This window comes from Streptomyces sp. NPDC041814, from assembly GCF_055590565.1.
The window spans coordinates 139,386-165,022 of the sequence record NZ_JBVJAM010000012.1 but is presented as its reverse complement, the minus strand read 5'-3'; the positions used below and the strand labels follow the sequence as shown (position 1 = coordinate 165,022).

The 25,637-nt window shown below is 73.2% G+C and carries 23 protein-coding genes; 11 read left to right on the top strand and 12 right to left on the bottom strand.

Annotated elements, in window-relative coordinates:
- Nucleotides 1–187: 187 nt before the first annotated feature.
- Together ACZ6C6_RS27835 and ACZ6C6_RS27830 are read left to right on the top strand one after the other, a co-directional pair.
- Nucleotides 188–505: a YciI family protein gene (locus ACZ6C6_RS27835; RefSeq protein ID WP_469206554.1), complete on the top strand. Its 318-nt coding sequence runs from the start codon at nt 188–190 to the stop codon at nt 503–505.
- A gap of 130 nt (nt 506–635) precedes the next feature.
- Nucleotides 636–1,865: a glycosyltransferase gene (locus tag ACZ6C6_RS27830; RefSeq protein WP_469206428.1), complete on the top strand. Its 1,230-nt coding sequence runs from the start codon at nt 636–638 to the stop codon at nt 1,863–1,865.
- A 133-nt stretch (nt 1,866–1,998) separates the two neighbouring features.
- Here the strand turns inward: ACZ6C6_RS27830 and ACZ6C6_RS27825 are convergent, their stop codons facing one another.
- A complete protein-coding gene (locus ACZ6C6_RS27825; protein ID WP_469206426.1) occupies nt 1,999–3,246 on the bottom strand; it encodes a cytochrome P450 family protein in 1,248 nt (415 codons plus the stop codon).
- 295 nt (nt 3,247–3,541) lie between these two features.
- Between ACZ6C6_RS27825 and ACZ6C6_RS27820 the strand changes: the two genes are divergently transcribed.
- From ACZ6C6_RS27820 to ACZ6C6_RS27800, 5 genes are all read left to right on the top strand, one after another.
- On the top strand, nt 3,542–4,744 hold the full coding sequence (locus ACZ6C6_RS27820) for an epoxide hydrolase family protein (protein ID WP_469206424.1): 1,203 nt from the start codon (nt 3,542–3,544) through the stop codon (nt 4,742–4,744).
- The gene (locus ACZ6C6_RS27815) at nt 4,741–5,658 is read left to right on the top strand and encodes a glycosyltransferase (protein ID WP_469206422.1); all 918 of its coding nucleotides are present in this window, start codon (nt 4,741–4,743) and stop codon (nt 5,656–5,658) included. Before ACZ6C6_RS27820 ends, ACZ6C6_RS27815 begins: the two co-directional genes overlap by 4 nt.
- Nucleotides 5,655–7,574: an ABC transporter ATP-binding protein gene (locus ACZ6C6_RS27810; RefSeq protein WP_469206420.1), complete on the top strand. Its 1,920-nt coding sequence runs from the start codon at nt 5,655–5,657 to the stop codon at nt 7,572–7,574. Before ACZ6C6_RS27815 ends, ACZ6C6_RS27810 begins: the two co-directional genes overlap by 4 nt.
- Nucleotides 7,571–9,361, top strand: coding sequence for an ABC transporter ATP-binding protein (locus ACZ6C6_RS27805; protein ID WP_469206417.1), 1,791 nt, complete (start codon nt 7,571–7,573; stop codon nt 9,359–9,361). The genes ACZ6C6_RS27810 and ACZ6C6_RS27805 overlap by 4 nt, the downstream gene beginning before the upstream one ends.
- A gap of 130 nt (nt 9,362–9,491) precedes the next feature.
- On the top strand, nt 9,492–9,890 hold the full coding sequence (locus ACZ6C6_RS27800; RefSeq protein WP_469206415.1) for a VOC family protein: 399 nt from the start codon (nt 9,492–9,494) through the stop codon (nt 9,888–9,890).
- A 64-nt stretch (nt 9,891–9,954) separates the two neighbouring features.
- Here ACZ6C6_RS27800 and ACZ6C6_RS27795 read toward each other — a convergent pair whose 3' ends face one another.
- The 7 genes from ACZ6C6_RS27795 to ACZ6C6_RS27765 form a co-directional block, all read right to left on the bottom strand.
- A complete protein-coding gene (locus ACZ6C6_RS27795; protein WP_469206414.1) occupies nt 9,955–10,824 on the bottom strand; it encodes a TauD/TfdA dioxygenase family protein in 870 nt (289 codons plus the stop codon).
- Between the two features lie 45 nt (nt 10,825–10,869).
- Nucleotides 10,870–11,547: a cyclase family protein gene (locus ACZ6C6_RS27790; RefSeq protein WP_469206412.1), complete on the bottom strand. Its 678-nt coding sequence runs from the start codon at nt 11,545–11,547 to the stop codon at nt 10,870–10,872.
- A gap of 35 nt (nt 11,548–11,582) precedes the next feature.
- On the bottom strand, nt 11,583–12,185 hold the full coding sequence (locus ACZ6C6_RS27785) for a pyridoxamine 5'-phosphate oxidase family protein (protein WP_469206410.1): 603 nt from the start codon (nt 12,183–12,185) through the stop codon (nt 11,583–11,585).
- Between the two features lie 35 nt (nt 12,186–12,220).
- Nucleotides 12,221–13,183: an iron-containing redox enzyme family protein gene (locus ACZ6C6_RS27780; RefSeq protein WP_469206408.1), complete on the bottom strand. Its 963-nt coding sequence runs from the start codon at nt 13,181–13,183 to the stop codon at nt 12,221–12,223.
- 89 nt (nt 13,184–13,272) lie between these two features.
- Nucleotides 13,273–14,625: a hypothetical protein gene (locus ACZ6C6_RS27775; protein WP_469206406.1), complete on the bottom strand. Its 1,353-nt coding sequence runs from the start codon at nt 14,623–14,625 to the stop codon at nt 13,273–13,275.
- Nucleotides 14,622–15,482: a phytanoyl-CoA dioxygenase family protein gene (locus ACZ6C6_RS27770; protein WP_469206404.1), complete on the bottom strand. Its 861-nt coding sequence runs from the start codon at nt 15,480–15,482 to the stop codon at nt 14,622–14,624. Before ACZ6C6_RS27770 ends, ACZ6C6_RS27775 begins: the two co-directional genes overlap by 4 nt.
- Before the next feature lie 102 nt (nt 15,483–15,584).
- Nucleotides 15,585–16,643, bottom strand: coding sequence for a carboxymuconolactone decarboxylase family protein (locus ACZ6C6_RS27765; protein WP_469206402.1), 1,059 nt, complete (start codon nt 16,641–16,643; stop codon nt 15,585–15,587).
- A gap of 234 nt (nt 16,644–16,877) precedes the next feature.
- On the opposite strand from ACZ6C6_RS27765, the gene ACZ6C6_RS27760 reads away from it, so the two are divergent.
- Nucleotides 16,878–18,065: an acyl-CoA dehydrogenase family protein gene (locus ACZ6C6_RS27760; RefSeq protein WP_469206401.1), complete on the top strand. Its 1,188-nt coding sequence runs from the start codon at nt 16,878–16,880 to the stop codon at nt 18,063–18,065.
- Here the strand turns inward: ACZ6C6_RS27760 and ACZ6C6_RS27755 are convergent.
- The 4 genes from ACZ6C6_RS27755 to ACZ6C6_RS27740 all read right to left on the bottom strand — a co-directional run bounded on the left by ACZ6C6_RS27755 (nt 18,055) and on the right by ACZ6C6_RS27740 (nt 22,878).
- Nucleotides 18,055–19,032: an NADP-dependent oxidoreductase gene (locus ACZ6C6_RS27755; protein WP_469206399.1), complete on the bottom strand. Its 978-nt coding sequence runs from the start codon at nt 19,030–19,032 to the stop codon at nt 18,055–18,057. The two genes, ACZ6C6_RS27760 and ACZ6C6_RS27755, sit on opposite strands and share 11 nt — an antisense overlap.
- Complete coding sequence (locus ACZ6C6_RS27750; RefSeq protein ID WP_469206397.1) at nt 19,029–20,414, bottom strand: FAD-dependent oxidoreductase; 1,386 nt, start codon at nt 20,412–20,414, stop codon at nt 19,029–19,031. The genes ACZ6C6_RS27755 and ACZ6C6_RS27750 overlap by 4 nt, the downstream gene beginning before the upstream one ends.
- Nucleotides 20,411–21,601 (bottom strand): epoxide hydrolase family protein, encoded by a 1,191-nt coding sequence (locus ACZ6C6_RS27745; protein WP_469206395.1) that lies wholly within the window; start codon nt 21,599–21,601, stop codon nt 20,411–20,413. Before ACZ6C6_RS27745 ends, ACZ6C6_RS27750 begins: the two co-directional genes overlap by 4 nt.
- 95 nt (nt 21,602–21,696) lie before the next feature.
- On the bottom strand, nt 21,697–22,878 hold the full coding sequence (locus tag ACZ6C6_RS27740; RefSeq protein WP_469206393.1) for an acyl-CoA dehydrogenase family protein: 1,182 nt from the start codon (nt 22,876–22,878) through the stop codon (nt 21,697–21,699).
- Nucleotides 22,879–23,189: 311 nt separating this feature from the next.
- Between ACZ6C6_RS27740 and ACZ6C6_RS27735 the strand changes: the two genes are divergently transcribed.
- The 3 genes from ACZ6C6_RS27735 (at nt 23,190) to ACZ6C6_RS27725 (ending at nt 25,508) form a co-directional block, all read left to right on the top strand.
- Nucleotides 23,190–23,936 (top strand): thioesterase II family protein, encoded by a 747-nt coding sequence (locus tag ACZ6C6_RS27735; RefSeq protein ID WP_469206392.1) that lies wholly within the window; start codon nt 23,190–23,192, stop codon nt 23,934–23,936.
- Between the two features lie 67 nt (nt 23,937–24,003).
- A complete protein-coding gene (locus ACZ6C6_RS27730) occupies nt 24,004–24,555 on the top strand; it encodes a carboxymuconolactone decarboxylase family protein (RefSeq protein ID WP_469206390.1) in 552 nt (183 codons plus the stop codon).
- A 41-nt stretch (nt 24,556–24,596) separates the two neighbouring features.
- Nucleotides 24,597–25,508: an oxidoreductase gene (locus ACZ6C6_RS27725; protein ID WP_469206552.1), complete on the top strand. Its 912-nt coding sequence runs from the start codon at nt 24,597–24,599 to the stop codon at nt 25,506–25,508.
- Nucleotides 25,509–25,637 lie beyond the last annotated feature (129 nt).

Sequence of the window (25,637 nt, the reverse complement as noted above, 5' to 3'; positions counted from 1 at the left end):
TCACCTCCTTCTCACGCCTTCGTCACGGAACAGGGGCGCCATCCTGTCGGCGCCGCGTTCGCGGCGGCCACTTTCAGGGTGCTGCCCTGTCCGGGAACGACCGCCGCTGTCGGTGCCGGCCCTTAGGATTCGGCCCGGCCCCACCGTGGGGCCCCCGGGATGAATCGAGGACCGTGGCGTGAAGTTCATGATGTTCGTGTGTACCGACTCCGAGCCCGACGAGGACCGGACCGACGACTGCGACACCTGGGCGGCCGAGAACGACGCCGCCGGACGGCGGGTCACCGGCAGCGCCCTGGCGCCGGTCGAAGAGGCCGTCACGGTCCGGGTGCGGGCGGGGGAGCTGCTGCGTACCGCGGGCCCGTTCGCGGAGTCCAAGAACGTGATCGTGGGATTCGACATCCTTGAGTGCGCGGACCTGGACGAGGCGGTCGAGGTGGCGCGGCAGCACCCGATGGCCCGTATCGGCCGGCTTGAGCTGCGCCACTTCGTGGATCTCGACTGAGCAAGCAGGGAGTTGGGCGCCCGACGCGATCTCGGTAGCGTCGGGCGTGGTTGCCGACGCCCGCAGCGGTCGGTGCCAGGACCCCGGCCGGTCCGCCGGCAGCCAGCGACTCAGCCCCCGCGGAGGCCCCGTGTACGAGAACGACGCCGCTCCGAAAGCCTCCGTGGTCATTCCCACGTACAACAGGGCGGATCTCCTCAGGGACACCCTGCACCAGCTGACCCGGCAGACCGTGCCCGCCGGTGACTTCGAGGTGATCGTCTCCGACGACGGCTCCAGTGACGGGACGGCGGACGTGGTACGGGAGTTCACCGGCCTGCTCCGCATCCGGTACCGCTTCCAGGAGGACCGGGGCGCGCGCATCGCGCTCGCCCGCAACCAGGGGGCGCGGCTGGCGACCGGCCGGGTCCTGGTCTTCCTGGACACGGGTGCCATGGTCGGGCCGGACTTCCTGCGCTCCCACCTCGCCGTGCACGACGCGGCGGAGCCCCGGGCGGTGATCGGGTACGCGTTCGGCTACAACCCCTCGGACCCCATGCACCAGCTCGCCGGTCCGCTGGACCTGAGCGAGCCGGAGGCGGTGTGGGAGCGCTTCCGCGACGATCCGGCCTTCCGCGACATCCGGCACGAGCAGTTCACGGGGTGCGGCTTCGACCTCTCGCGCCGCCGGACGCCGTGGAGCATGCTCTTCACCATCAACTTCTCGGTGGACCGGGCGGCCTTCTGGGCCATCGACGGGTTCGACGAGCAGATCAGCGGCTGGGGCGGGGAGGATCTGGAGCTCGGCTACCGGCTGTACCGGAACGGGGTGGCCTTCCACTCGACGTACGACGGCTGGGTGATCGAGTCGTCGCACGAGCGGAACATGGAGGTCTCGTTCAACGAGTTCATCTCCAACATGGCCCAGATCCTGGCGAAGCACCCGGAGCCCGCGATGGAACTGGGCTGGGCCCTGGTCGGCTGGACCCGGCCCTTCTGGGACTGGGAGAAGGAGTACCGCGCGCTTGAGGCGTGGAGCACCGAGGTCGGTGGGGCGTCCGTCGCCGGTGAGCTGGCCGCGTCGCTCGGGGAGGTGCCCGCCGGGAGCCGGATCGCGGTGTTCGGGTCGGGCGGTGACATTCCGCCGGACCTTCCGCCGTCGGTCCTGGTGGAGTTCGACCGGGACCTGCTGGACGCAGCCCTGGCCGGGGGTGCGCACGAGGGCCATCACTGCATCGGGCTCCGTACGCCGCTGGCGGACGGTGCGGTGGACACGGTGGTGATCACCTCCCGCCTGTCCGGGCTGTGGAAGCGCTGGGGCGACGACCTGACGGCGGAGGCGGGACGCGTCGGGCGCCGGGTGATCAACCTGGCGGGTTAGGGCCTGTCGGTGTACGCGCCGGCGGGTGCCTTCCCGGGGCGGACGGCAGTGCGAAGGCGGGTCGGCCCGGGGGCCGGCCCGCCTTCCGGTGGCCGCCGATGAGGGGGAGCACCGGCGGCCACGGTTCTGCGGGTTACTGCCGCTTGAGGTGGACCGGCAGGGTGTCGACGCCGTTGAGGAGGAAGGTGCCGGCGGGCCGGACCTGATCGGCGGGGACGGCGAGGGACAGGTCGGGGAAGCGTTCGAAGAGGGCCGGCAGGGCGACGAGGGCCTCGATCCGGGCCAGCGGGGCGCCCAGGCAGTGGTGGACGCCGTAGCCGAAGGAGAGGTGGCGCTTGTCGGCGCGGGTGATGTCGAAGCGGTCGGCGTCGTCCCCGTGCCGGGCGGCGTCCCGGCCGGAGGCGGCGAAACCGGTCAGGACCGGGTCGCCCCTGGGGATGGTGACGCCCGCTATCTCGATGTCCTCGGTGGCGAACCGGAACGGCAGCTGGGCGATCGGGGACTCCACCCGCAGGGTCTCCTCGATGACCTCGCTCCACGGCACCTCGCCGGAGAGGACGAGGGCGAGCTGGTCGGGGTGGGTGAGGAGGGCGACCACGGCCTTGCTGATCAGGTTGGTGGTGGTCTCCGAGCCGGCGCCGAGCATGAGGTGCAGGGTGCCGGCCAGCTCCGAGTCGTTGAGCCGTGAGCCGTCCTCCTGCTGGGCCTCGATGAGCTTGCTCAGCAGGTCGTCGTCGGGCTCGCGGCGCTTGAACGCGACCAGGTCGTACATGGCCTGGTGCCACTGCTCGACGTTGGCGACGGCCTCCTCGTGGGAGATCGTGGTCTCGGTGTTGACCTCGCCGCCGCGCATGACGTCCCGGCGGCGGTCCTCCGGGACCCCGAAGAGTTCGCAGATGACCCGGGTCGGCAGCGGGTAGGCGAAGCGGTCCTTGAGGTCCACGACCTCGTCGGGTCCGCTCGTGGCCAGATCGTCCAGGAGTTCGGCGGTGATCCGCTCGACGCGGGGCCGCATCTCCTCGGAACGGCGCAGCGTGAACGCCTTCGCGGTGAGCTGGCGGAGCCGGGCGTGGTCGGCGCCGTCCGCCGTCGTCATGTTGTCCATCATGACCCAGCCGATCAGCGGGAAGTCCTCGCCGATCTCGCCGTTGATGAAGGCGGGCCAGTGCTTGTGGGCGTCCTTGGCGAACCTGTCGTCGTTCAGCACCTCCTTCAGCGCGTCGTGGCCGACGACCGACCAGGCGCGTACCCCGCCGGGCAGCTCGACCTGGGCGACCGGGCCGCTCCGGCGCAGGCGCGCGCCTTCCGCGTGCACGTCCCGACCTGTCGGGTCGAGAACGATCGACTCCGATTCCACGCAGACCACTCCTTGTTCCGTCACGTGCGAAGCGTTGGCGGCGGCAGGCCGGGGGCGCGGCGGATGCTGATGCCGCGCCGGATTCCTGACGGCTCTCGCCGGTGCGCAGACGCTAACGACCGGGCGGCGGACGGCACCACTTCCAGCGTGCGCACTCGTTCCGGCGGGGACGGAGGCGGTGGTCGGCCGGTCGGGCGACCACTTCCGGATTGCTCTCTTCCGGCTGTTCGCTGCCGTAGCGTGCGCAACTTCCCTAGTCTGGCTTTCATTTGACCCACCGGTGAGCCCAAACTGCCCGGTTCTGAAAAGGAGTTCAGGGATGCGCCCCTTCCGTGTCGCGATTCCCCAGGAGGCGCTGGACGATCTCCACGACCGCCTCGCCCGTACGAGATGGCCCAGTGAGCTGTCGGGGGTGGGGCACTCCCGCGGTCTTCCGGTCGGTCAGGTGCGCGAGCTCGCCGACTACTGGCGGGACGGTTTCGACTGGCGGGCGGCCGAGGCGCGGATCAACTCGTTCCCCCAGTTCGTGGACGAGATCGACGGTGCGCAGGTGCACTTCATCCATGTGCGCTCGCCCGAACCGGACGCGACACCGCTGCTCATGACGCACGGCTGGCCGGGGTCGATCGCCGAGTTCCTGGACGTGATCGGCCCGCTGAGCGACCCCCGCGCGCACGGCGGGGACCCCGGACAGGCGTTCCACCTGGTGATCCCGACCCCGCCCGGCTTCGGGTTCTCCGGCCCTGCGCCGGAGGCCGGCTGGTCGGTGGGGCGGATCGCCGGTGCCTGGGTCACCCTCATGGAGCGGCTGGGGTACGAGCGGTACGCCCTGCACGGCACCGACCTGGGGGTGTGGATCTCGCTGACACTGGCCGGGATGCGGCCGGAGCGGGTGATCGGGGCGCACGTCAACTTCCTGCTGACGCCCCCGTCCGGCGACCCCTCGGAGATCGAGGCGCTGAACGCCTCGGACCGGGAGCGGGTCGCGGCGCTCGGGGCGATGGAGCAGGGCAGCGGTTACATGCGCATCCAGAGCACCCGGCCCCAGACCCTGGGGTACGGCCTCACCGATTCACCGGCCGGGCAGCTGGCCTGGGTGGCGGAGAAGTTCCACGAGTGGACGGACGCCTCGGTGCCGGGCGGCTCGGTCGGCCGGGACCAGCTCCTGACCAATGTCTCCATCTACTGGTTCACCGCCACCGGCGGTTCGTCGGCCCAGCTGTACTACGAGATGGCCGACCAGCTGCCCGGCTCGTCCACGCCGCAGGAGGTGCCGCCGCCGCTCCCCGTGCCCCTGGCGGTGACCGTGCATCCGTACGACAGTGCGCTGCCCGTGCGCAGCCTGGCGGCGCCCCGTTTCCCGGAGATCGTGCAGTGGAGCGAGTTCGACCGGGGCGGGCACTTCCCGGCGATGGAGGTCCCCGAGCTCTTCGTGGCGGACGTGCGCTCGTTCATCGGGGCGGCACGGGCCCGCGACCTCGCACGGCAGTCCGAGATTCCCACCCTGGCGGAGGCGTCATGACCGAGCAGTTGCAGTGCAGCGTCGTCATTCCGACGTACAACCGGAAGGCCCACCTGGCGCACACCCTGGACTCGCTGGTCCGGCAGACCCTGCCGGGTGACCGGTTCGAGGTGCTGGTCGTGGACGACGGTTCCAGTGACGGCACCGAGGAGCTGGTCGGCGGCTACGCGGACCGGCTGGACGTGCGGTACTTCTTCCAGCCCGACGACGGCTGGCAGGTGTCCCGCGCCCGCAACGTCGGGATCGCGGCGGCGCGCGGCGGCGTCACCGTCATGATCGACTCGGGTGTGGTGCTGCACAGCGGGGCACTGGCCGCGCATCTGACGGCCCACCAGAAGGCGGCCGGGCCGGTCGCGCTCGTCGGCTACCTCTACGGCTTCACCGTCGACAACGCGGACGCCGAGGCGCTGGAGCGGGAGATCGACACGGACGACCCGGACGCCACCATGGCCGGCTTCGCCCGGACCGGCACCCGGTTCGACATCCGCGAGTACTTCTACGAGAAGTACACCGACGACTTCGGCGGGCTGCCCGCCCCGTGGGTGGTCTTCTGGACCGGACATGTCTCGGCCCCGACCGCGGCGATCCGGGCGGCGGGCGGCTTCGACGAGAACTTCCGGTCCTGGGGCGGCGAGGACCTCGACCTCGGCTACCGGCTGCACCGGGACGGCGTCCGCTTCGAGCTGTGCCGGGACGCGTCGGCGATCCACCTGCCGCACTACAAGGACTTCGAGGAGAACGAGGACGCGGCCGCGCCGAACTACCAGTACATGGCGCGGAAGTACGGCACGCCCATCACCGGGCTGCTGACCGAGCTGCGTACGGTCACCCCGTTCGACTTCAACGACGTCATCGCCGAGCGCAAGCTTCCGGCCTGCGCGGACCACCTCGCACAGCACGGGGTCGCCGGATGAAGTGGCTCCTGCCGGACGGTGTCGCCCGGTTGCTCACGGCACGCCGGGACATCGCCCGCCTGCTGCCCCGGGCCGGGGCGGCCCTGGTCGCCGCGAGCGCGGTGGTCAACGTCCTCCTCGGCCTCCTGCCGGTGCTGTTCGTGGTGGCCGGCGCCCTGGTGCTCGGCCGTGTCCCCGCGGCGGTGGAGGGCGGGACCGGCTCCGGCGCCTTCGACGCACTGATCCGGGCCTTCGTGCTGGCCGCCGCCGCGTTCGTGGGTCAGCAGATCCTCGCGCCCGCGCAGCAGGCGCTCGGCGAGTCGGTGGCCCGCCGCATCGACGGCCGGGTGCTGGACGAGTTGATGGACGCGGCGACGTCGACGCCCGGAATCGCCGCTCTGGAGGACGCCAAGGTCATCGAGGACCTGCGCGCCGCGGCCCGTGAGCTGGAATCGGGCGTGCAGAGCCCGGGCCAGGCCGGGGCCGGGCTGCTCGCGCTGGGCGCACGGCAGATCCAGCTCCTCGGGTATGTCGCGGTCGTCGGTTTCGCGTTCTCCTGGCTCGCTGCCGCCGGACTGCTGACCGCCGTGCTGCTCTTCCGGCACGGTCACGTCGGCGGGCTGCGGAAGTACGCCGGTGCCCGCTTCGACCTGGGCTCGAAGGAGATGGAGAACGACTACCTGCGCAACCTCGCCACCTCGGCCGACGCGGCGAAGGAGATCCGCGTCTTCGGGCTGATGCGGTGGCTCCAGGACCGCCTGCACACCTCGTACACCGCCTGGCTGAAGCCGCTGTGGAAGATCCGCCGCGCGATCTATCTGGGGCCCTTCCTCTGGTACACGCTGTGGATGGTGCTGGTGAGCGGTGCGGCCCTCGCGGCCATCGGCACCGGCGCGGCCGACGGGGACGCCGGGCAGACGCTGACCGTGTTCGCCATGGTCCTCCAGGCCGCTCTGGGGGCGCTGCGGCTCGCCGAGTTCTACCCGGAGAGCGATCTGCAGACCGCCATCGGCATGCACGCGTACGAGGCGGTGCGCCGCTTCACCGATCACCTGGACGCGACCGCCGGACCCGGTGGCACGACCCGGGCCACCGGCGAGGCGCGCGACGACGAGGTGCCGGAGCCGGCCGGGGTCATCCACTTCGACCACGTCACCTTCCGCTACCCCGGCGAGGAGCGCGCGGTCTTCGAGGATCTGGACCTGGAGATCCCCGTGGGCAGCTGCACGGCCGTCGTCGGGCTGAACGGCGCCGGCAAGACGACCCTGGTCAAGCTGCTCACCCGGCTCTACGAACCCAGCGGCGGCGTCATCCGCCTCGACGGGGTGGACATCGCCTCCTACCCGCTGGAGGCATGGCGCGCCAAGACCGCGGTGATCTTCCAGGACTTCGCCCGGTTCGAGGTCTCGGCCGCCGACAACGTGGCCTTCGGCGCGGTCCAGCGCGCCGACGACACCGAGGGCGTCCGCCGGGCGATCGAGGCCGTGGGTCTCACCGGCGCACTCGACGCGCTCCCCCGGGGCACGGCGACGCCGCTGGCCCGCCACCTGGAGGGCGGGGCGGAGCTGTCGGGCGGCCAGTGGCAGCGGCTGGCCCTGGCCCGGGCCCTGTTCGCCCTGGAACACGGCTCGTCCGTGCTGGTCATGGACGAGCCGACGGCCAGCCTCGACGTACGCGCGGAGGCCGGGTTCTTCGAGGAGTTCGCCTCGCTCACCCGGGGCGCCACCACGATGCTGATCTCGCACCGCTTCTCCACCGTGCGGCGCGCGGACGTCATCGTCGTGCTCGACGGCGGCCGCGTCATCGAGCGGGGCAGCCATGAGGAGCTGCTCGACCGGGACGGCCGGTACGCGGAGCTGTTCCGGCTCCAGGCCGACCGCTTCACCGATGACGACGAAGGGGCCGGACACGGCGTGCCGGCGGAGGTGCTGTCATGAAGGAGACCCTCGACGGCTCGTGGGGCCTGTTCCGCATGTCGTGGCGCATCCACCCCCGCAAGACGCTCCTCGCCCTCGCCCTGATGGTGGCGGGCGCGGTCTCGGCCCCGCTGCTCGCGGTGTTCCTGGGCCTCATGACCGACGCGGTGGTCGCGGGCCGGGGCACGGCGGCCGCCCTGCACGGCGTCGCGACCGCGGTGCTCGCCGCGCTCACCCTCACCGGGGCGCACTTCGCACACATCGCCTACTTCGAGCTGTCGGAGCTGGCCGAGCTGGACATGGTCCAGCAGCTGGCGGAGCTGTCCAACGGCTCCGAGGGGATCGAGCACCACGACCGGGCGGAGTTCGCCGACGAGCTGTCCGTACTGGACCGCGAGGTACGGCAGTTCAGCAACGCACTGTCCGCGCTGTTCAGCAGTGTCGGCCTGGCCCTGGCCATGGTCCTCACCGCGGTGCTGCTGGCGCGGCTCCACCCGGTGCTGCTCCTGCTGCCGCTCGCCGCCGCTCCCCCGCTGCTGGCCGGGCGGGCCGCCGAACGACGCCTCGACCGCTCCCGGACGAGCGCCGCCGAACCGACCCGGCTGGCCCTCAACCTCTTCAGGCTCTCCACCTCCGCCCGGCACGCCGGGGAACTGCGCGTCTTCCGGCTGCGGCAGGAGATGCGGCGCCGGCACGCCGGGCTGCGCGCGGACGCGGACCGGGTCCTGTGGCGCGGGCAGGCCGGGGCCGCGGCACTGCGGGCGGGCGGCCAGGTGGTCTTCGCCCTGGCGTACGTGGGCACTGTGCTCCTGGTGCTGCGGGACGCGGTGTCCGGCCGTCACGGCATCGGGGAGGTCACCGTCGTCATCGCGCTGGCCGTCCAGGTGAACCAGCAGGTCACGGAGGCGGTCAACCTGACGGGCACCCTCCAGCGCATGGGCAGCACCCTGCGCAGGGTGGCGGCGGTGCGCGCCCTGGTGGCGGAGCCGGACGGCCCTGCCGAGGAGGGCGGCCTCACCCCCGCGGACCGGATGCGCGAGGGCATCGAGCTGGACGGGGTCGGCTTCGCCTACCCGGGCGCGGACGCGCCCGTGCTGAACGACCTGCGGGTGCGCATCCCGGCCGGCACCACGGTGGCCGTGGTCGGCGAGAACGGGGCCGGGAAGTCGACGCTGGTCAAGCTGTTGTGCGGGCTGTACCGCCCGACGAGCGGACGGGTCCTGGTGGACGGCGTCGATCTGCGCCGGCTGTCCGCGGAGGAGTGGCGGGCCCGTATCTCGGTCGGCCTCCAGGACTTCGTACGGTACGAGTTCCGGGCGGGGACCACCGTCGGGCTGGGCGACCTGCCCCGGGTGGACGACGACCGGGCGGTGCTCGACGCCCTGGATTCGGCGCACGCCGGTGACGTGGTCGAGCGGCTGCCCGAGGGGCTGGACAGCCAGCTGGGCAAGAGCTGGACGGAGGGCGCCGAACTCTCCGGCGGACAGTGGCAGAAGCTGGCGCTCGGCCGGGCCATGATGCGGCGGGCACCGGTCCTGCTCGTCCTGGACGAGCCGTCGTCCGCGCTCGACGCGGAGACCGAGCACCAGCTCTTCGAGCGCTTCTCGGAGCAGGCCCGGCAGGTGCGCGAGGCGGCCGGCGCGATCACGGTCCTGGTCTCGCACCGGTTCTCCACCGCGCGCATGGCCGACCTCATCCTCGTGGTCCGGGACGGCCGGCTCGCGGAGTCCGGCAGCCACCAGGAGCTCATGGCGGGCGGCGGACTCTACGCCGAGCTCTTCGGCCTCCAGGCGGCAAGCTACCTGTGATGGGCGGAGGGGCACGTTCCATCGGATTGACAAGCCTCGGCGACTTTGGAATGTGCCCCTCCTGCCGGACGTCCGCCGGACGTTACGGTCGGCGGACCCGGATGGTGCCGCACGGAATACGGAGTAAGAAATGATCAAGGGACTCGACCGACTTGAGGTCATCACGCTCTTCGTCGAGGACGTGGTCGCGGCGAAGCGGTTCTACCAGGACGTCTTCGGCCTTGAGGTGGTCTTCGAGAACGAGGACTCCGCGGTGGTCAAGCTCAACAACACGATGATCAACCTGCTGGTGACCGACAACGCCCCGACGCTGGTGGAGCCGCGTCCGGTCGCCGCACCGGAGGCGGGCACGCGGCTGCTGCTCACCATCGAGGTCGAGGACGCCGACGCGGTGTGCGCCGAGCTCGTGGAGCACGGGGTGACCCTGCTCAACGGCCCCGTCGACCGGCCCTGGGGCCGCCGTACCGCCGCCTTCGCCGACCCGTCCGGCAATGTCTGGGAGGTCGCCCAGGTCCTGCCGGACGCGTAACGGCCCGGCACGAAGGAGCGGGGCGCGGCCACCGGGTGGCCGCGCCCCGCTCCTTCGTGCCGGGTCAGTCCCAGAGCACGGTGGTGCGGTACAGCAGGCGCGGGCTGACGAGGCGGTCGCAGGGCGTCCGGGTGTGCATGGTGGCCTCGTTGTCCCACATCACCACGTCGCCCTCACGCCACTGGTGGCGGTACACATAGCGGTCGGCGGTGGCGTGGTCGTGCAGCTCGCGCAGCAGTGCGTCGCTCTCGGCGCGGCCCAGGCCGACGATCCCGCTGATGATCATGCTGCCGAGGAGCAGCGACCGGCGGCCGGTCTCGGGGTGCTCCCGGACGAGGGGGTGCGCCATGTCGGGCATCCGCTCGCGCTCCTCGGCGGTCAGCGACGCCTTGTGCGGGTTGGTCAGCCGCTCGGTCTCCACGAGGTGGTGCATCGAGTGCACGCCCTGGAGCCCGGCGATCCGCTGCTTGAGGGCCTCGGGGAGTTCGTCGTACGCGGCGGTGGAGTCGGCGAACAGCGTGTCGCCGCCGGTCTCCGACGCGACGACGGAGTACAGCAGCGACGCCCTGCTGGTGCGGGCCTTCCAGCTGTAGTCGGTGTGCCACTCGATCTGCTCGTCGCCGTCGTACAGGCCGATCGGCTGCCCGTCCTTGAAGATGTTGCTGATGGTCAGCACTTCGGGGTGGTCGGGGACCACGTACTTCGAGACGGGGTAGACGTCCAGCGGCCCGAACCTGCGGCTGACGCGGACGTGCTGTTCGTGGCTGAGCTGCTGACCGGGGATCACCAGAACCCGGTGCTCGGCGAGATCGCGGGTCAGCGCGCCGACGGTCTCCTCGGTCAGCGGCTCGCGCAGGTCGAGTCCGTGGACCGTGGCGGCGAAGGTCTGGCCGGCCCGTTCGAGCCGGTAGGGCGCTGCGGTGGTGGTGAGCATGGCGGCTCCTCACTGTGGTGGGTGGTGTGGGTGGTCCCGCATGCCTCAGCTCAGGACGGCGTACGCCCGTACGGGGAAGCTGCCGAGTCCCGCGACGGGCGCCGGCACCGCGTGGAAACGGAATCCGTCCTCGGGCAGCAGCTCCAGGCCGCGCAGGTGCTCGATGACGCAGACCTCCGCCGCGAGGAGCCCGGTGTGGGCGGGGCGCGTCAGGTCCGCCATGTCATCGATGTTCACTGAGTCGATGCCCACCGCGGCCGGCTTCCGCGCGACGAGCCGTTCCACCGCGGCGGCGCTGAGGAAGGGGTGCCCGGCGTCCGCGTACCGCGGGGAGCGCCAGTGGCGGTCCCAGCCGGTGCGGATCAGGACCGCGCGGCCGGTGACCTCGACGCCGTCGAAGAGCTCGGGGCCGACGGACCGGCCGTCGATGCCCGTGGCGTCGATGACGACGCCCTCCACGTCCGCCAGCCGGGACAGGTCGAGCGCGGAGAGGTCGGGGCCGTCGGGGTAGCGGTGGAAGGGGGTGTCCAGGTAGGTCCCGGTGTTGGCGACCATGGTGATGGAACCGATGTGGAATTCGGTGCCGGCCGGGTACCTGCCGCGCGACTGCTCGCGGGAGAGGTGGTCGCTCAACTCCGGCCCGGGCAGCCCGGGGTAGGTGTCCATGCCGTGCTCGATGGTGTGGGAGAGATCGATGATCCTGGTCCGGACGGGGTGCCCCACGGTCGTTCCTCTCGGTTCGGTCGGTGTTCCACGCTTCAGCCGGGCTGGGCGGGGCCGCGCACCGGCAGCAGTCCCTCGTACTCCGGTTTCTTCTTCCACTCCGGTTCGGGCGGCAGGTGTCCGGGGCGGGGGCAGTGCGCCGAGTGGGCGCCCGTCACCCGGTCGTGCAGATATCTCGGGCAGTTCTCGAAGACCTGGTCCACCGTGATCCGCAGGACGGCCTCCGCACCCTCGTGCGCGGCGACCGCCTCCGGGTCGGTGAGCAGCCGGGCCCGCCCGCCGACGCGGAGCTTCGCGGGGACGCCGGCGGGCAGGAAGAGCAGGGCGACCCGCGCGGCGGCCAGGGCGTTGCCGAGGGTGCGGTACATGCCGTTCCCGTCATAGCTCGGCAGGTCCAGCGTGTGCGCGTCGAGCACCCGGACGAAGCCGGGCAGCCCGCCCTTGTAGGAGCAGTCCGGCCGGCCGTCGGGGCCGACGGTCGCCACGAACACCTCGTCGGCGGCGGCGATCCACTCCTGGTGCTCGGGCTCCAGGCGGTCGAGGACGTACTTCTCGGCGAGGTGGCCGGCCAGTCCGGACGTGCCGAACCGGCGCTGGAGCCCTCGGCTCTGCTCGTGGTAGAAGGCGTCGGGCTCCATGGGGCCGCTTCCTGTGATCGGGGGCCGGGTCGCGGTCAGCGGGGCAGGTCCTTCATCTGCTGCCAGATGCGCCGGTAGTAGGCGTTCGCCACGCGCTCCCGGGTGAGCACCCCCATGCACACCTCGCGGAGCGCCGCGGGCGAGGAGTGGACGAGCGGCAGCAGGACGTGGTCCAGCCAGTCGGCGCCGTGGCCCTCGTCCACGTGCACGTGGATGCTCTGGTACGTGATGACGTCGGCGGGCACACCGAGGCGGGTGCAGGCGTCGACCATCGCCTGGAAGCGCGGCGGCGCGCTGTGCTCCATCAGGCCGAGGGCGCCCAGCGCGCGCGGGACCAGGCCGCGGTGCAGCGCGTACATGAGGGTCAGGCAGGCGTTCTCGAAGACCTCCGTGCCGTTGATCTCGGAGGTGTCGATGTCGCGCTCGGCCAGGCGGTCGCGCATGTAGACGGCGGAGTGCTCGAAGAGCACGGTGTGCATCCGTTCGAGCGCGCCCTCGCCCATCTCGTCCCAGTAGTTCTCGGCCATGACCAGCTTGCTGGCACCGGCGGAGCCGAGCTGGACCAGGGCGACCAGGTCGTCGAAGCGGCTGTCGACCAGCTCCTCGGCCAGGAAGAAGAGCGCCACCTCGTCAAGCGTGGCCTCGTTCTCGATGTACCGGCAGAACTCGGGCTGCACATGGGCGGCGCTGACCGCCTCGAACCAGTCGCGGAACTCGTCGGCGGACCGGGGCAGCCGGGCGGTGTCGACCTGCTCGTCCTCCCAGCGCAGCCACTCGTTCTCGATGCGGCCGATCTGCTGCGAGGCGTTGAGCCGCGGGATCTGCTCGAAGGTCTCGGGGCCGCCCAGGTAGGCCGCGTAGTGACGGTGCAGACGGGTCATCAGTTGGAGTCGCGCGGCCAGGTCCGGCGCGGACGCGTCCTGCGGGAAGGCAGCGGAGATCGCGCTGCCGTGGGGACGGGGGCGTTCCAGAACGCTGCCCGGGAGTGCTCCAGACACTGCTTACCTCCTGGCCTTGACGGCCTGTGCGAGTTGTTCCGGGTGGGGGGCGGGCCCGTCGCCGGTCGGGGCGACGGGCCGTGGGTCGCTCAGGCCGCCGCCATCGGGCAGCCCGCCGCCTCGGCTGCGGAGACGGCCGGGGTGGCGGCCGCCGCGGCGATGTCCTCGGCGATGCCGGCGACGATGGCCTGCGCCTCGTCGGCGGTGGGCGCGGCGGCGATGACCGCGATCATCGGCTCGTCCCAGTGGATGCCGCGCACGCTGGTCGGGTAGGCGCGGACGCCCTTGTCCCAGAGGCGCTGGAAGACGGGGCGGATGTGCTCCTGGTAGCTGAGCCCCTTCGGCACGGTCATCATGAAGTGGGCGGAGAGGGTGAGGTCGCGCTCGGCGTTCCACAGCCGGAGGAGGCCGCCGGCGTGCAGGGAGCCGCTGCGCCGGGCGTTGATCTCCGTCACGTAGAGGGTGCCGTCGGCACCGGCGACGCAGTCGGCGCACATCCAGCCCCGATAGCCCAGCTCGTGGGCGGCGGAGCCGACGCCGTGCGCGACCTTCGTGACCTCGGCGCCCCAGTTCTGCGGGAGCGCGCCGTCGCCGACGTCCACGCTGCGGAACTGGTAGCCGTTCTCGACGGTGAGGGCGCACAGGACGACATCCTCGACGCCGTCCTCCCCGACCAGGATGTCGACGGCCGGGCAGCCGACGCCCGGGGCGTGCTCCACGAACTGCTGGACCAGGATGGGGAAGGCGAAGAAGGAGTCCCGCGCGGCGTTGTCGAGGAAGCTCTCGACGGTGCCGGCCGAGACGACGCCCGAGCCGTCACCGGCGACTCCGTAGGCGGTGCGGGCGATGACCCGGTCGTAGCGGGTGAGCAGCCGGGTGAGGGCGCCGCGCAGCTCGACCCAGTTGCTGACGACGACGCCGGGGGCGACGTGGATGTCGGGCAGTTCGCGGGCCAGGTCGAGAACACTGACCTTCGAGTCGAGGTAGAGACTCGCCCAGTAGTCGGAGGTCTCGACGGAGTCGAGCTCGACGTCGAGACCCCAGCCGCGGATGATGGCGGCCAGCTGGTACGTCTCGGGGGTCGGGCCGACCATCTGCATGCTGACCAGGTCGTGGCCCTCCAGGCGGGCGCGCAGGGCGCGCTGTGCCTCACCGTCCGCGAGCAGGTCCTCGACCAGCAGCCCGGTCGTCACGGCCGGGGAGATGTACGGGGGTGCCTCCACGCCCAGCGCGTTGTGCACATCCGCGAACCACTGCTCGTCCACTCCGGCGGGCAGCAGGAGGACGCGCGGGGCGGACGTCCAGAACACCGAGTGCTCGCACTCGTACGTACCGCTGAAGCGCACCACGCGGGCGCGTTCGTCCCCGGTGAGGTTCAGGTCGGGGTCGCGCAGGAAGTACTCGGCGGCGTTCGGGATGATGAGTTCTACGGTCTTGGTCACTGCGGGGTCTCCCCTGTCGCGTAGGGCATGGGTGTGAGGGCCCGCACCGTGGGCTCGCTGAGGAACGGCGGGCGGGGCTTCGAGACGTCCTGCGGTCCGTTGTCGCTGCTGTTGTAGACGAGGATCACCATCGCCCGGCGGAACGGTGAGCTGTTCGGCGCGGAGGTGTGGAGGATGTTCGGGCTGAAGAAGAGCACCGAGCCGGCCGGGCCCTTGGGGCTGACCATGCCGCGCTCGCGCACCAGGGCCCCGACGGTGTCGTGGCCGACCTGGAACTTCTCCTCGGCGGTGAGCGTGGCCACCCAGGACGGGGCGTCCTCGTAACCGGCCGGCATGCCCGAGGACTCGGTGCCGGCGAGCACGCCCCGGCGGTGCGAGCCGGGCACGAAGGTCAGCGGTCCGTTGAACTCGGTGACCTCGTCCAGGAAGATCGCCACGTTGACCAGGTCGGGGCGCTGGATGCCGTCGTTCTGCAGCCAGTAGATGTAGTCCTGGTGCCATTCCCACTGGTCCCCGGAGAACGGCGCCTTGAAGTTGATCTTCGACTGGTGGACGTACGCGGAGTGGCCCACGATCTGCTCGACCGCGCCCAGCAGCTCGGGCGCCCGGGTGACCTCGGCGATCTCCGGGTAGGTCTGGTGCAGTCCGTAGACGGAGCGAACGGTGGTGTTGTCCCGCTCCATGACGCGTCGCGGGCCGTCGTCGGCGTGGAGCCGGGGCAGCAGCGCGTCGACCACCCCGGGGACGTCGGTGTTCAGGTAGCCCGGGGGCAGCATCAGATACCCGTCGCGCCGGTACTGGTCCAGCAGTTCGGTCCCCAGTGGGCCGACCGCCAGGGTGCGAGCTACATCAGGCATGGGTCCTGAACCTCCCGGTACGGTGCGGGTCTTGCGGGCAGCGGCGAGCTACGGGCACCGATTCTGCGCAGTGGGGCCCGGGGGAGGCATCTCCGTGGTTGCTCACGTTCGGCGGCCCCGGTCCGCCCGGACGCCGGGGCGCGCCTCCCGGTCGCGGCCGAGGCGGCGGCCGGTGCTCAGCGCCGAGCGCAGCGCCGCCCAGGAGGTGAGCTCGATGAGCGCCCGGTCGCCGGGGTGGCGGGCCCGGAACGCGGCGACGTCCTGGTCGGTCACCTGGTACGGGGCGTACGCCACCAGCAGCGCGAGGGCGGCGGCGGGCCGGTCGTCGGCGGCCAGGCCCGCCACCGCGTCGGAGAACCAGGCGCGGCTCGGCCCCCGCGGGTGGTCCCCCGCGTCGAGGCGCCCGGTCACCAGGGCGCGGACCGGCTCGGGGAGCCAGTGCACGGCGGCGTCCGTCGCGGCGGCGGCCCGGCCGAACGCGTCGGCGGCGGCCGGCAGGTCCGCGGCCCAGGAGAAGCCGTCCGGGGGCGGGGCGGCCGGCAGCAGGGGGAGCGACCGGCCGGGCGCGGGGCGCGTGGCGCCGGCGGGGCGCATGGCCCGGGCGACCGTCCGCATCATCGGGCCGCGCACCGGGCCGGGGACGGCGGCGGGCATCGGCGACTCCGCGAGGAAGAGGGTGACCATGCGGTTGAGGTAGTGGAAGACGACGGCCACCGCGAGGAATTCGGCACGCTGGGCCGGCCGCCAGGAGGACGGCCAGGGCGGGGTCCCGGCGCCGGGGTCCGCCCCGGCGCGCGCCCACGCGGTCAGTTCGGGGTCCTCGTCGGCGCCGCCGTCCAGGGTCTCGTAGGTGGCCCGGTGGACGTCGACGCAGTACGGGCAGGCGTTGGCCCGGGACACGGCCGCGGCGACCCGCTCGCGGGCCGCGCGGTCGGTCGCGCCGTCCACGAGCAGGCCCTCCCGGAGCATCGCCCAGGCGGCGGCCAGCGCGGCCGGGGCCGGCGAGTGCAGGGCGAGCGGGGGCGCGAGCACCCCGAAGTCCTCCACGGCCTGGGTGTAGACGGCGGCGACGTCGCCGCGCGCCTCGGACTGCCGTACGGCCGTGACGTGCCGGACCTGTGTGCACGCGTGCCGGAGCATCGCTCCCACGATCTGTCTCATCTTCTCCGCGCCTCCCGCGAACCGTGCCGTGCCGGTTGCCGCCTCGCGGCCGCACGGCCCGGCGCTTTTCGGCGCAGGCTGTCAGCAGGCGGGCCGGACGGGCACCTCCTCGGTTGCCGGTTCGCCCGGGGCCGCGCGGCCCGGCAACCCCGGAGATGCCTGCCGGGCCGCGGGGTTGAACGCTGAGGGGGTGTCCTCGCCCCGGCCGGGCGAGGCGGAGAACGAGGAGGCGCCATGTCCCCTGTGCCTGTCGTCGAGCGGCGGCGACCGTCCCTTACGCCGGTGCTGCGGGCCCGGCTCCGAACCTCGGCGGCCCTGTCGGCGCGCAGCGGTGAGCCGGACCGGGCGGCGGTCGCCGAGCTGCGGGCGTCGGGGCTGCTGGCTGTGGGCGTGTCCGAGGCGTACGGCGGCGCGGGGGGCCGGGCGGCCGATGTGAACCGGATGGTGGAGGAGGTGGCGGTGGTCAATCCGTCGCTGGCCATCATCGCGTTCCAGCACTGCTCGGTCGCGGCGCGGATCGCTGAGTGGGGCTCGGCCGCGCAGAAGGCGCAGCTGCTGCCCCGGCTGGCCGACGGCACCTGGCTGGCCGCGTCCGCGTGGAGCGAGGGCGGCGGGCGGGGCGGGGCGGGCGGTCCGCGCAGTACGGCGGTGCGCGACGAGACGGGCGGCTGGGTGCTGCACGGGGCGAAGGCGTTCACCACGGGTGCGTGTCTGGCCGATGTGTACCTGGTGCAGGTGCGCGACGCCCGCCCGGCCGTGGAGCCGGCGCCGGGCGGGGCCCCGCGGCCGACGTTCTTCGTCGTCCCGGCGCGGGCGGAGGGCCTGGCGGCGGAACTGGGCCTTAACCTCGCCGGGATGCGCGGTTCCGCCACGGGGACGGTGTCCCTGACGGACTGCCGGGTGCGGGACGCGAACCGGCTGGGCGCGGTGGGCGCCGGGCAGGAGATCGTGGCCGGCGCGCACCGCTCGGGCGTCGGCCTGGGCGCGGTGGCGGTGGGCATCGCGCAGGCGGCCCTGGACGAGGTGACGGGGTACGCCCACCGGCACGGGCTGATGGGGCGGCAGTCGTTCCGCTACCGGCTGGCCGAGCTGACGACCCGGCTGGAGGCGGCCCGGGCCATGGTGGAGCGGGCGGGTGCGGGGACCGCTCCCCGCCCGGACCTGGCGACGCTGCACAGCAAGCTCTTCGCCTCGACGGCGGCGGAGGACATCTGTCTGGAGGCCGGCCGGCTGATGGGCTCGGCCGGCTACGTCTCGGAGAGCGCGATGGCGGGCCTGCTCGCGGACGCCCGTGGGGTGGCGCTGATGGGCCCGTCCAACGAACTGTGCCACCGGCTGCTCGCCGTGTCGCTCCTCGGCCGCGACCACGCTGTCGCGGAGGAGGAGCCAGACGAGGATCCGGCGGCGGTGTTCAGAATCTGAGGACGACCTTGCCGGTGAAGCGGCCCGTCAGCTGTCCGACCGCCGCGTCGACGCCGTTCTCCAGGCCGTCGACCACGGTCTCCGGCACCACGATCCGGCCGGTGCGCACCCAGCGGGTGAACTCCTCCTCGAACCTGGGCATCAGCTCCGGGTGGTCGAAGGTGTAGAAGCCCTGGATGCTGAGGCGTTTGCCGACCACGGTGAGCATGTTGCGCGGGCCGGTCGGCACGCCGGACCTGACCTGTTCGGTCTGCCCGCACATCACGATGCGGCCGCGCGGCCGCAGTGCGTCGATGGCCGCTTCCAGGTGCTCTCCGCCCACGCTGTCGAAGTAGACGTCGAGTTCACCCCCGATCTGCGAGGCGATGCCGTCGTGGTAGTCGAACGCGGCGTCGTAGCCGAGGGTCTCGACCGCGAAGCGGACCTTGTCGGGGGATCCGACCGAACCGATCACCCGGCCCGCACCGCGCAGCCGGGCGATCTGCCCGGCGATGGAGCCGACGCCGCCGGCGGCGCTGGACACCAGCACGGTGTCGCCCGGTCTGATGCGGGCGAGTTCGACGCCGATGTAGGCGACCACCCCGAAACTGAGGTGGTGGGAGAGCGACGGGTACGCGAGCGGGTCCAGGCGGCGGAACTGCCGGCCGTCGCCGACCGCGTAGTCCCGCCACCCGTACCGGTGCCACACGAGGTCACCGGCCGACAGGCCCTCGCACCGGGACTCGACGACCTCGCCGACCGCGTCGCTCCACAGCGGCTCGCCGGTCTCGAAGTGGGGGATGTCCAGCGCGGACAGGTCGCTCATCCGCAGCAGGGCGCCCGGGTCGATGGACATGTAGAGGTTGCGCACCAGGACCTCGCCGGGGGCGGGGTCCTGGACGTCCACCTCGACCAGTTCGACGTCCCCGGGGTCCGGCACGCGCTGGGCCGGGCGGGAGACCAGGCGCACGAGTCGGCCGGTCCTCATGACAGGGCTCGCTCCCGGTCCGCCGCCGTGTCCGCGCTCCCACGCCGGCCACGCGGGAAGAACACCCTGCGCAGCACCGAGGGACGCATCACGGCGGGAGGCGGGTCGACCAGTCCCGCCACGCGCAGGAACGCCTCGGTGATGGCCTCGTCGTCGACCGCCGCCGCGCGCAGCCTCGGCATGTAGGCGTTCACCAGCCGTACGGGCAGGCTCCGCCTGCCGCGCGTACCGGGGAAGGCCAGGTCGCCGCCGGCCGCCAGCGCCCACGGGGCGTCGTTGACGCGCGCCAGGTCCCGGAAGTAGCCGCGCGGGTCCGGGTCCCGGTCGCGGCCGGTGTGCCGGGCGAGCACCCGCGCACCGAGTGCGGCGACCGTCATCCCCTGGGCGTAGATGGGGTTGAACGAGCAGACCGCGTCGCCGAGGACGAGCAGTCCCCGCGGGAAGGCGCCGAGGGATTCGTAGCGGCGGCGCACACTGGCCGGGTAGTGGAAGGAGACCGGGTCGCCCAGCGGGTTGGCGTCGCGCACCGCCTCGTGGATCGCCGGCACCGGGAGGGACGCGGCGAACGCGAGGAAGCCGGGGAGGTCGGTCGGCGGGCGGTCGCCGTGGATTCCGTACAGCGACAGCGAGTAGCGGTCCGCGAGGCGGGCCAGCGTCGCGCCCCGGGGGGAGCCGGGGGTGGCGACGCAGACCTCGGCGACCCCGTCACCGACCGGGTCGGGGTCAAGGGGGCCCCGGAAGTCGCAGGTGGTGTAGGTGAGGTCGATCCTGACCTTGTCCTCGCGCACCCGGGGCAGGCCGAGCTCGGCGAGCCAGGCGGGGGTGCGCGAGCCGCGTCCGGTGGCGTCGACGGTGAGGTCGGCGGGGACCTCGTAGGCGCCCTCGGACCCGTTCCGGGCGTGCAGGCGCACCCCGGTGACCCGGCCGTGCCCCTCGGTGGCGGTGAGACCGGTGATGTCGGTGGCCTCGGCGAACCGTACGGCGTCCAGGGCCCGGACCCGGCGGCGCAGCCGCTGTTCCAGCATGGGCCGGGAGGGCGAGATGCAGGTGAGCCCGGTGGTGGTGCGGCGCATCATGCGGCCGTCGAAGTGCCAGCCCAGGCTGGTGCCGAAGTCGCCGACGGGGACGCCGTCGGCGCGCAGTTCCTCGGTCAGCCCGGGGAAGAGCCCTTCGATGACCTCGTGGCCGCTGGCAAGCAGCCCGTGGACGTGGTGTCCCTGGGGCGCTGCGCGCCGGGGCGCCGCGGTGTCGTCCAGCTCGTCCCGGTCGACGACCAGGACGTCGTCGTAGGAGTCGGCGAGGACCCGGGCGGCCAGCAGGCCGGCGATGCCGCCGCCGAGGACGACGGCGCGTCGGCCCGGGGCCGTGGCTCCGGCGGTCATGCGCGGCCTCCCGCCGCTGCGGTGACGGGCTGCCGGGCGCCGACGGCCGCGGCGAAGTCACGGAGGTCGGCGACGAAGCGGGCGGGTTGCTCCAGCGGGGCGAAGTGGCCGCCGCCGGGGTGCTCGCGCCACTGGACGATGTGCGGGTACTGCTGCTCGGCGAACGCCCGGACCGGCGGGGCCGGGTCGTCGGGGTAGACGGACACGCCGAGGGGCGCGGTCATCGGCGGCGGGGCGGTCGCGGTGGGCGAGCCGGGCAGCTGGTCGGCCAGTTCGTAGTAGGTCTGGGCGGACGAGCCGCCGGTCGCGGTGAGCCAGGTGAGGGTGAAGTTGGCGAGCAGGTCGTCCCGGTCGATGACCTCCTCGGGCCGCTCGGCGCAGCCGGACCACTCCTTGTACTTCTCGGCGATCCAGGCGAGCTGGCCGGCCGCGGAGTCGTCCAGGGAGTACGCCAGGGTCTGCGGCCGGGTCCCCTGGATCTTCATGTAGCCGGAGCCGTTCTCGAAGAAGTCCCCGAGCCGGGCGAGGCGGGCCAGGTCCCGCTGGTCGAGCCCGGCGACGGCCTCGGGGCCGGGGGGCGGTGTCACCAGGAAGTTCACGTGCACACCGGCCACGTGCCCGGGGTCGAGGGAGCCGAGGGCGAGGCTCACCCAGGAGCCGAGGTCGCCGCCCTGGACGAGGTAGCGGTCGTAGCCCAGCCTCCGCATGATCTCCGCCCACGCCAGCGCGATCCGGGGCACACCCCAGCCGGGTTCGGCGGCCGGGCCGGACAGGCCGTGCCCGGGGAGGGTGGGCAGGACGAGGTGGAAGGCGCGGGACGGGTCGCCGCCGTGCGCCCGGGGGTCGGTGAGGGGGCCGATGACGTCCAGGTATTCCAGGACGGACCCCGGCCAGCCGTGGGTGATGAGCAGCGGGGTGGCGTCCGGCTCGGGCGAGCGGACGTGCAGGAGGTGGACGGGGGTGCCGTCGACCTCGGTGCGCAACTGCGGGTGGGCGTTGAGCCGTTCCTCGACGGCACGCCAGTCGAACGTGTCCAGCCAGTACTGGGTGAGCTCGCGCAGATAGCCCACGGGGACGCCGCGGCTCCAGCCGGCTCCGGGGATCTCGGCGGGCCAGCGGGTCCCGGCCAGACGCCTGCGCAGGTCGTCCAGCGCGGACTGGGGGAACTCGGTGCGGTACGGATGCATGTGGTCTTCCCGGTTCCTGGTGCTGTGGTGGTTTCCGTCGCGTGGAGCGGGGCGCGCTGCCCCGGGCCCCGGACAGGCGGGACTATCGACACGCCCTAGAGGTACGAGGTGTTGGGTTCGAGGCCGCAGAGCACGCGTCCGTACAGTTCGGCGTTGGTGTCGGGGTGCATCAGCGCGTGCAGGTTGAGCGCCTGGACGTCGCGGCGGATCCGCTGGATGGGGTCCGTGCTGTAGAGGCCGCTGCCTCCGCTCGCCGCGGCCAGCGCCTCGACGGCGCCCCCCGCCTGACGGAACGTCCGGCCGAGCGCGGCGCGGGCGGCGACCCGCTCGGGCAGCGTCCACGGCTCGCGGGCGAGGCCCTTGCGGTCCAGGTCGCCGGAGATGCGGCGGGCGTGGAACTCGGCCTCGTCGGCCAGGTAGGCGGCCTCGGCCACGTGGAGGTGGGTCACGGGGGCCTCGCGGCGGCTCTCGTAGGCGGTGTAGGTGATCTTCCGGCCGGGGAGCCGGTCGTGGAAGGTCTCCACGGCGGCGCGGGCCATGCCGACCGCGGCACCGGCGAAGCAGGCGGAGCCGGTGGCCATCATCGGCGCGTTCCAGACCGGGGACGCCTGGTTGAGCTCGGTGGCGTACTGGCCCTGGAGGACCAGGGGAAGCGGCAGGACGCGTTCCATCGGCACCCGCACGTTGTCGGCGATGGTGGTGATGGACCCGGTTCCGCGCAGGCCGGAGGTGAACCAGTCGTCCTCCAGCCGGAGTTCGGCGGTCGGTACGAGGGCCATGACAGGCCAGACGCCGTCGCCGCCCGGGGCCGGGGCCATGGCGAGGACGACCTGCCACTGGCTGTGCAGGGCGCCGCTGACGAAGGACCAGCGACCGTCGATGATCATGTCGGAGCCGTCCGGGCGGGCCTGGGCGGACGGGCTGAGCACCCCGCAGACGCGGACGTCCGGGTCGGCGAAGACCTCGTCCTGGACCTGGTCGGGGAAGAGCCCGGCGAGCCAGGCGCACATGGACCACACGGCGGTGTTCCAGGCGGCCGCGCCGTCACCGCGCGCGATCTCGCCGATGACGCTCTGCAGGGTCGCGAAGTCCGTCTCCTCGCCGGAGTAGCGCGCCGGGACGCGCATCCGCAGCGCCCCGGTCCCGGCGAGCGCGTCGAGCGTGGCCTCGTGGATCCTGCGGTTGTCGTCGGTCCACCGCGCGTGCTCGCGCAGCGTCGGCAGGACCTTGCTGACGTTCTCCTGGAGGGGGTGGGCCACAGGCGCTGTCGCAGTCATGTGTGGTGCCTCTCGTCTCGGTCTGGCGACCGTGGATTCCGGGGTCTTCGCGGAGGACCGGGCGCTGCGGGACGTCGCGGCACGCGCGTCACCGGCGCCTGCCCGGGCATGGGTCAAGGCTGCGGCCCGGACGGGGCGCGACGCATCTTCCTTCGTGCGCAACGGCCCCGGGGAGCGCCGCGTGCGTCTTCCGCCTTGCCGTGGTCGCACTTCCGCTGTGCCGAAACGCCTGTTCAAGCGCGTCGGGCCCGTCGTCGGCGGTGAAGGCTGCCCTCCGGGTTCCGCCGGCGGCCCGGGAGAGGAGCGCGGTCATGTCCTGGCTTCAGCGCACACGGGTCGCGCCCGGTGCCCCGTTCCGCCTGGTCTGCTTCCCGCACGCCGGGGGCACGGCCGCGGCCTTCCGGGACTGGGCGTCGCCCGGCGGGCTGTTCGAGGTGTACTCGGTGCGCTGCCCGTGCCGCGCCGAGCGGGCGGCCGAGCCCTGCGCCACGGACGTCCGGGATCTCGCGGCGGGCGCCGCGCCCGCCGTCGCGGCCCTGGCGGACCGGCCGGTGGCGCTGTTCGGGCACTCCATGGGCGCCTGGGCAGCGTTCGAGACGGCGCTGCTGCTGGAGCGGGACGGTGTTCCGCCGAGCCGTCTCTTCGTCTCCGGCGCCTCGGCTCCACCGCCGCGCCCGGCCCCCGCCGGGCTGGAGACGGCGTCCCCGGACGAGCTCGCGGCGACCCTGGTCCGGCTCGGGGGCACCGACCCCGCGCTGCTGGACGACCCGGGGCTCCTCGACCGGTACTTCCCGCACATCCGGGCCGACCTGCTCATGGCGAGCCGGTACGCGGCGCGTCCGGCGGACCGCGTCGGCTGTCCCGTCACCGGCGTGCTGGGTGACGCGGACCCGGTGACCGGCCCCGGACAGGCGGCCGGCTGGTCGCACCGCACCACCGGTGACTTCCGTCAGATCGTCGTGCCGGGCGGCCACTTCTACCTCGCGGACGACCCGCCGCTCGCGCTGATCGACGCGGAGCTGGCCTCGTCCCCGCGCACCGCACCGGCCCCTCTGTGACGTAGCACTCCGACCCCTCCGTGAATCCGCAGCTCCGTGCATCCGCCTCTCCGTGAAAGGACCTCGCATGACGCACATCGCGCTCGACAACGACCTCCCCGGCATCACCGGGCTGATGGCCAACCGGCCGGACACCGCCGCCCCGCTGAACCACCTCGCCGAGACCCTGCTGCGGGCGCCCGCCTCGCTCCCCCAGGGCGAGCGGGAGCTGATCGCCGCGTACGTCTCGCACCTCAACCGGACCCCTTTCTGCGCCGGTTCGCACGCCGCCTTCGCGGCCGCGCAGCTGGTGGAGGGCCAGGCGCTGGTCGACGCGGTCCTCACCGACCCGGCGACCGCCCCCATCGGAGCCAAGCTGCGCGCGCTGCTGGCCGTGGCGGCCGAGGTGCAGGCGGCGGCCCGGGCCGTCTCCGCCGATGCGGTGGCGGAGGCCCGGCAGGCGGGCGCGAGCGACGCGGACCTGCACGACACCGTGCTGATCGCGGCGTCCTTCTGCATGTTCAACCGGTACGTCAGCTGCCTGGACACCGCGCTGCCGGTGTCCGACGACTACTACCTCGAATCGGCGCACCGGATCACGACCGTGGGCTACGGCCGGGCCGTGAGCGTCCCGGCCTGAGCCGGCTACGCGACGGCGAAGGGAGGACCTGAGTGTCCGGCCTGAGAACGGAAGAGCGGTGGACGGCTGCCCGGGCGCCCGGGCAGCACGGACGCACCGCCGTCGTCACCGGTGCCAGCTCGGGCATCGGCCTCGCGACCGCCGCCGCACTCGCGCGCCTCGGGGCGCATGTGGTGCTGGCGGTACGGGACCCCGACCGGGGCGCGCGGGCGGTGCACCGTATCCGGGAAGCCGTGCCGGGCGCCGTACTGACGGTCCAGGAGCTGGACCTCGCGGCGCTGGACTCCGTACGGCGGGCGGCGAAGGAACTCGACGGGCTGCCCGGGATCGACCTGCTGGTCAACAACGCCGGGGTGATGTGGACCAAGGGCACGACGACCGCCGAGGGCCATGAGCTGCAGTTCGGCGTGAACCACCTCGGGCACTTCGCGCTCACCAACCTGCTGCTGCCCCGGCTGGCCGAGCGCCCCGGCTCCCGGGTCGTGACGGTCAGCAGCCATCTGCACCACCTGAGCCGGCCCGGCCCGCCCGGCGCCCAGGTGCCCACCGGCCGCTACCGGGCGTACAACCGCTCGAAGCTGGCCAACCTGCAGTTCACCGCCGAACTGCAGCGGCGGCTCACCGCGAGCGGCCACCCGGCGATCGCCACGGCCTCCCACCCCGGTCTGGCGGCCACCGGTCTCGGCCGGGGTTTCCCGGCCGGGCTGCGGGTGGTTGGCGCGCCGTTCGCGCGGCTGCTCCTCCAGGACGCCGACGGGGGGATGCTGTCCACCCTGCGGGCGGCCACCGACCCGTCCGCGCGCGGCGGTTCGTACTACGGGCCGGGCGGGATCACGGGCACCCGGGGCGCGCCCCGGCTCGTCCGCCCCGGCCGGGGCGCCCGGGACGAACGGGCGTGGCGGCGGCTGTGGGAGCAGTCGGAGGAACTCACCGGCGTCACGTACGGCGGCTGAGCGGAACGACCGGGGCGGGGGGGGGGGGGGCCGGGGCCCCGGCCCGGCCCCCCCCCCCGCGGGGGGGGGGGCCCGGGGGGTGGCCGCCCCGGGGCCGGGGGGGGCGGGCGGGGCCCCGCCCGGGGCGCG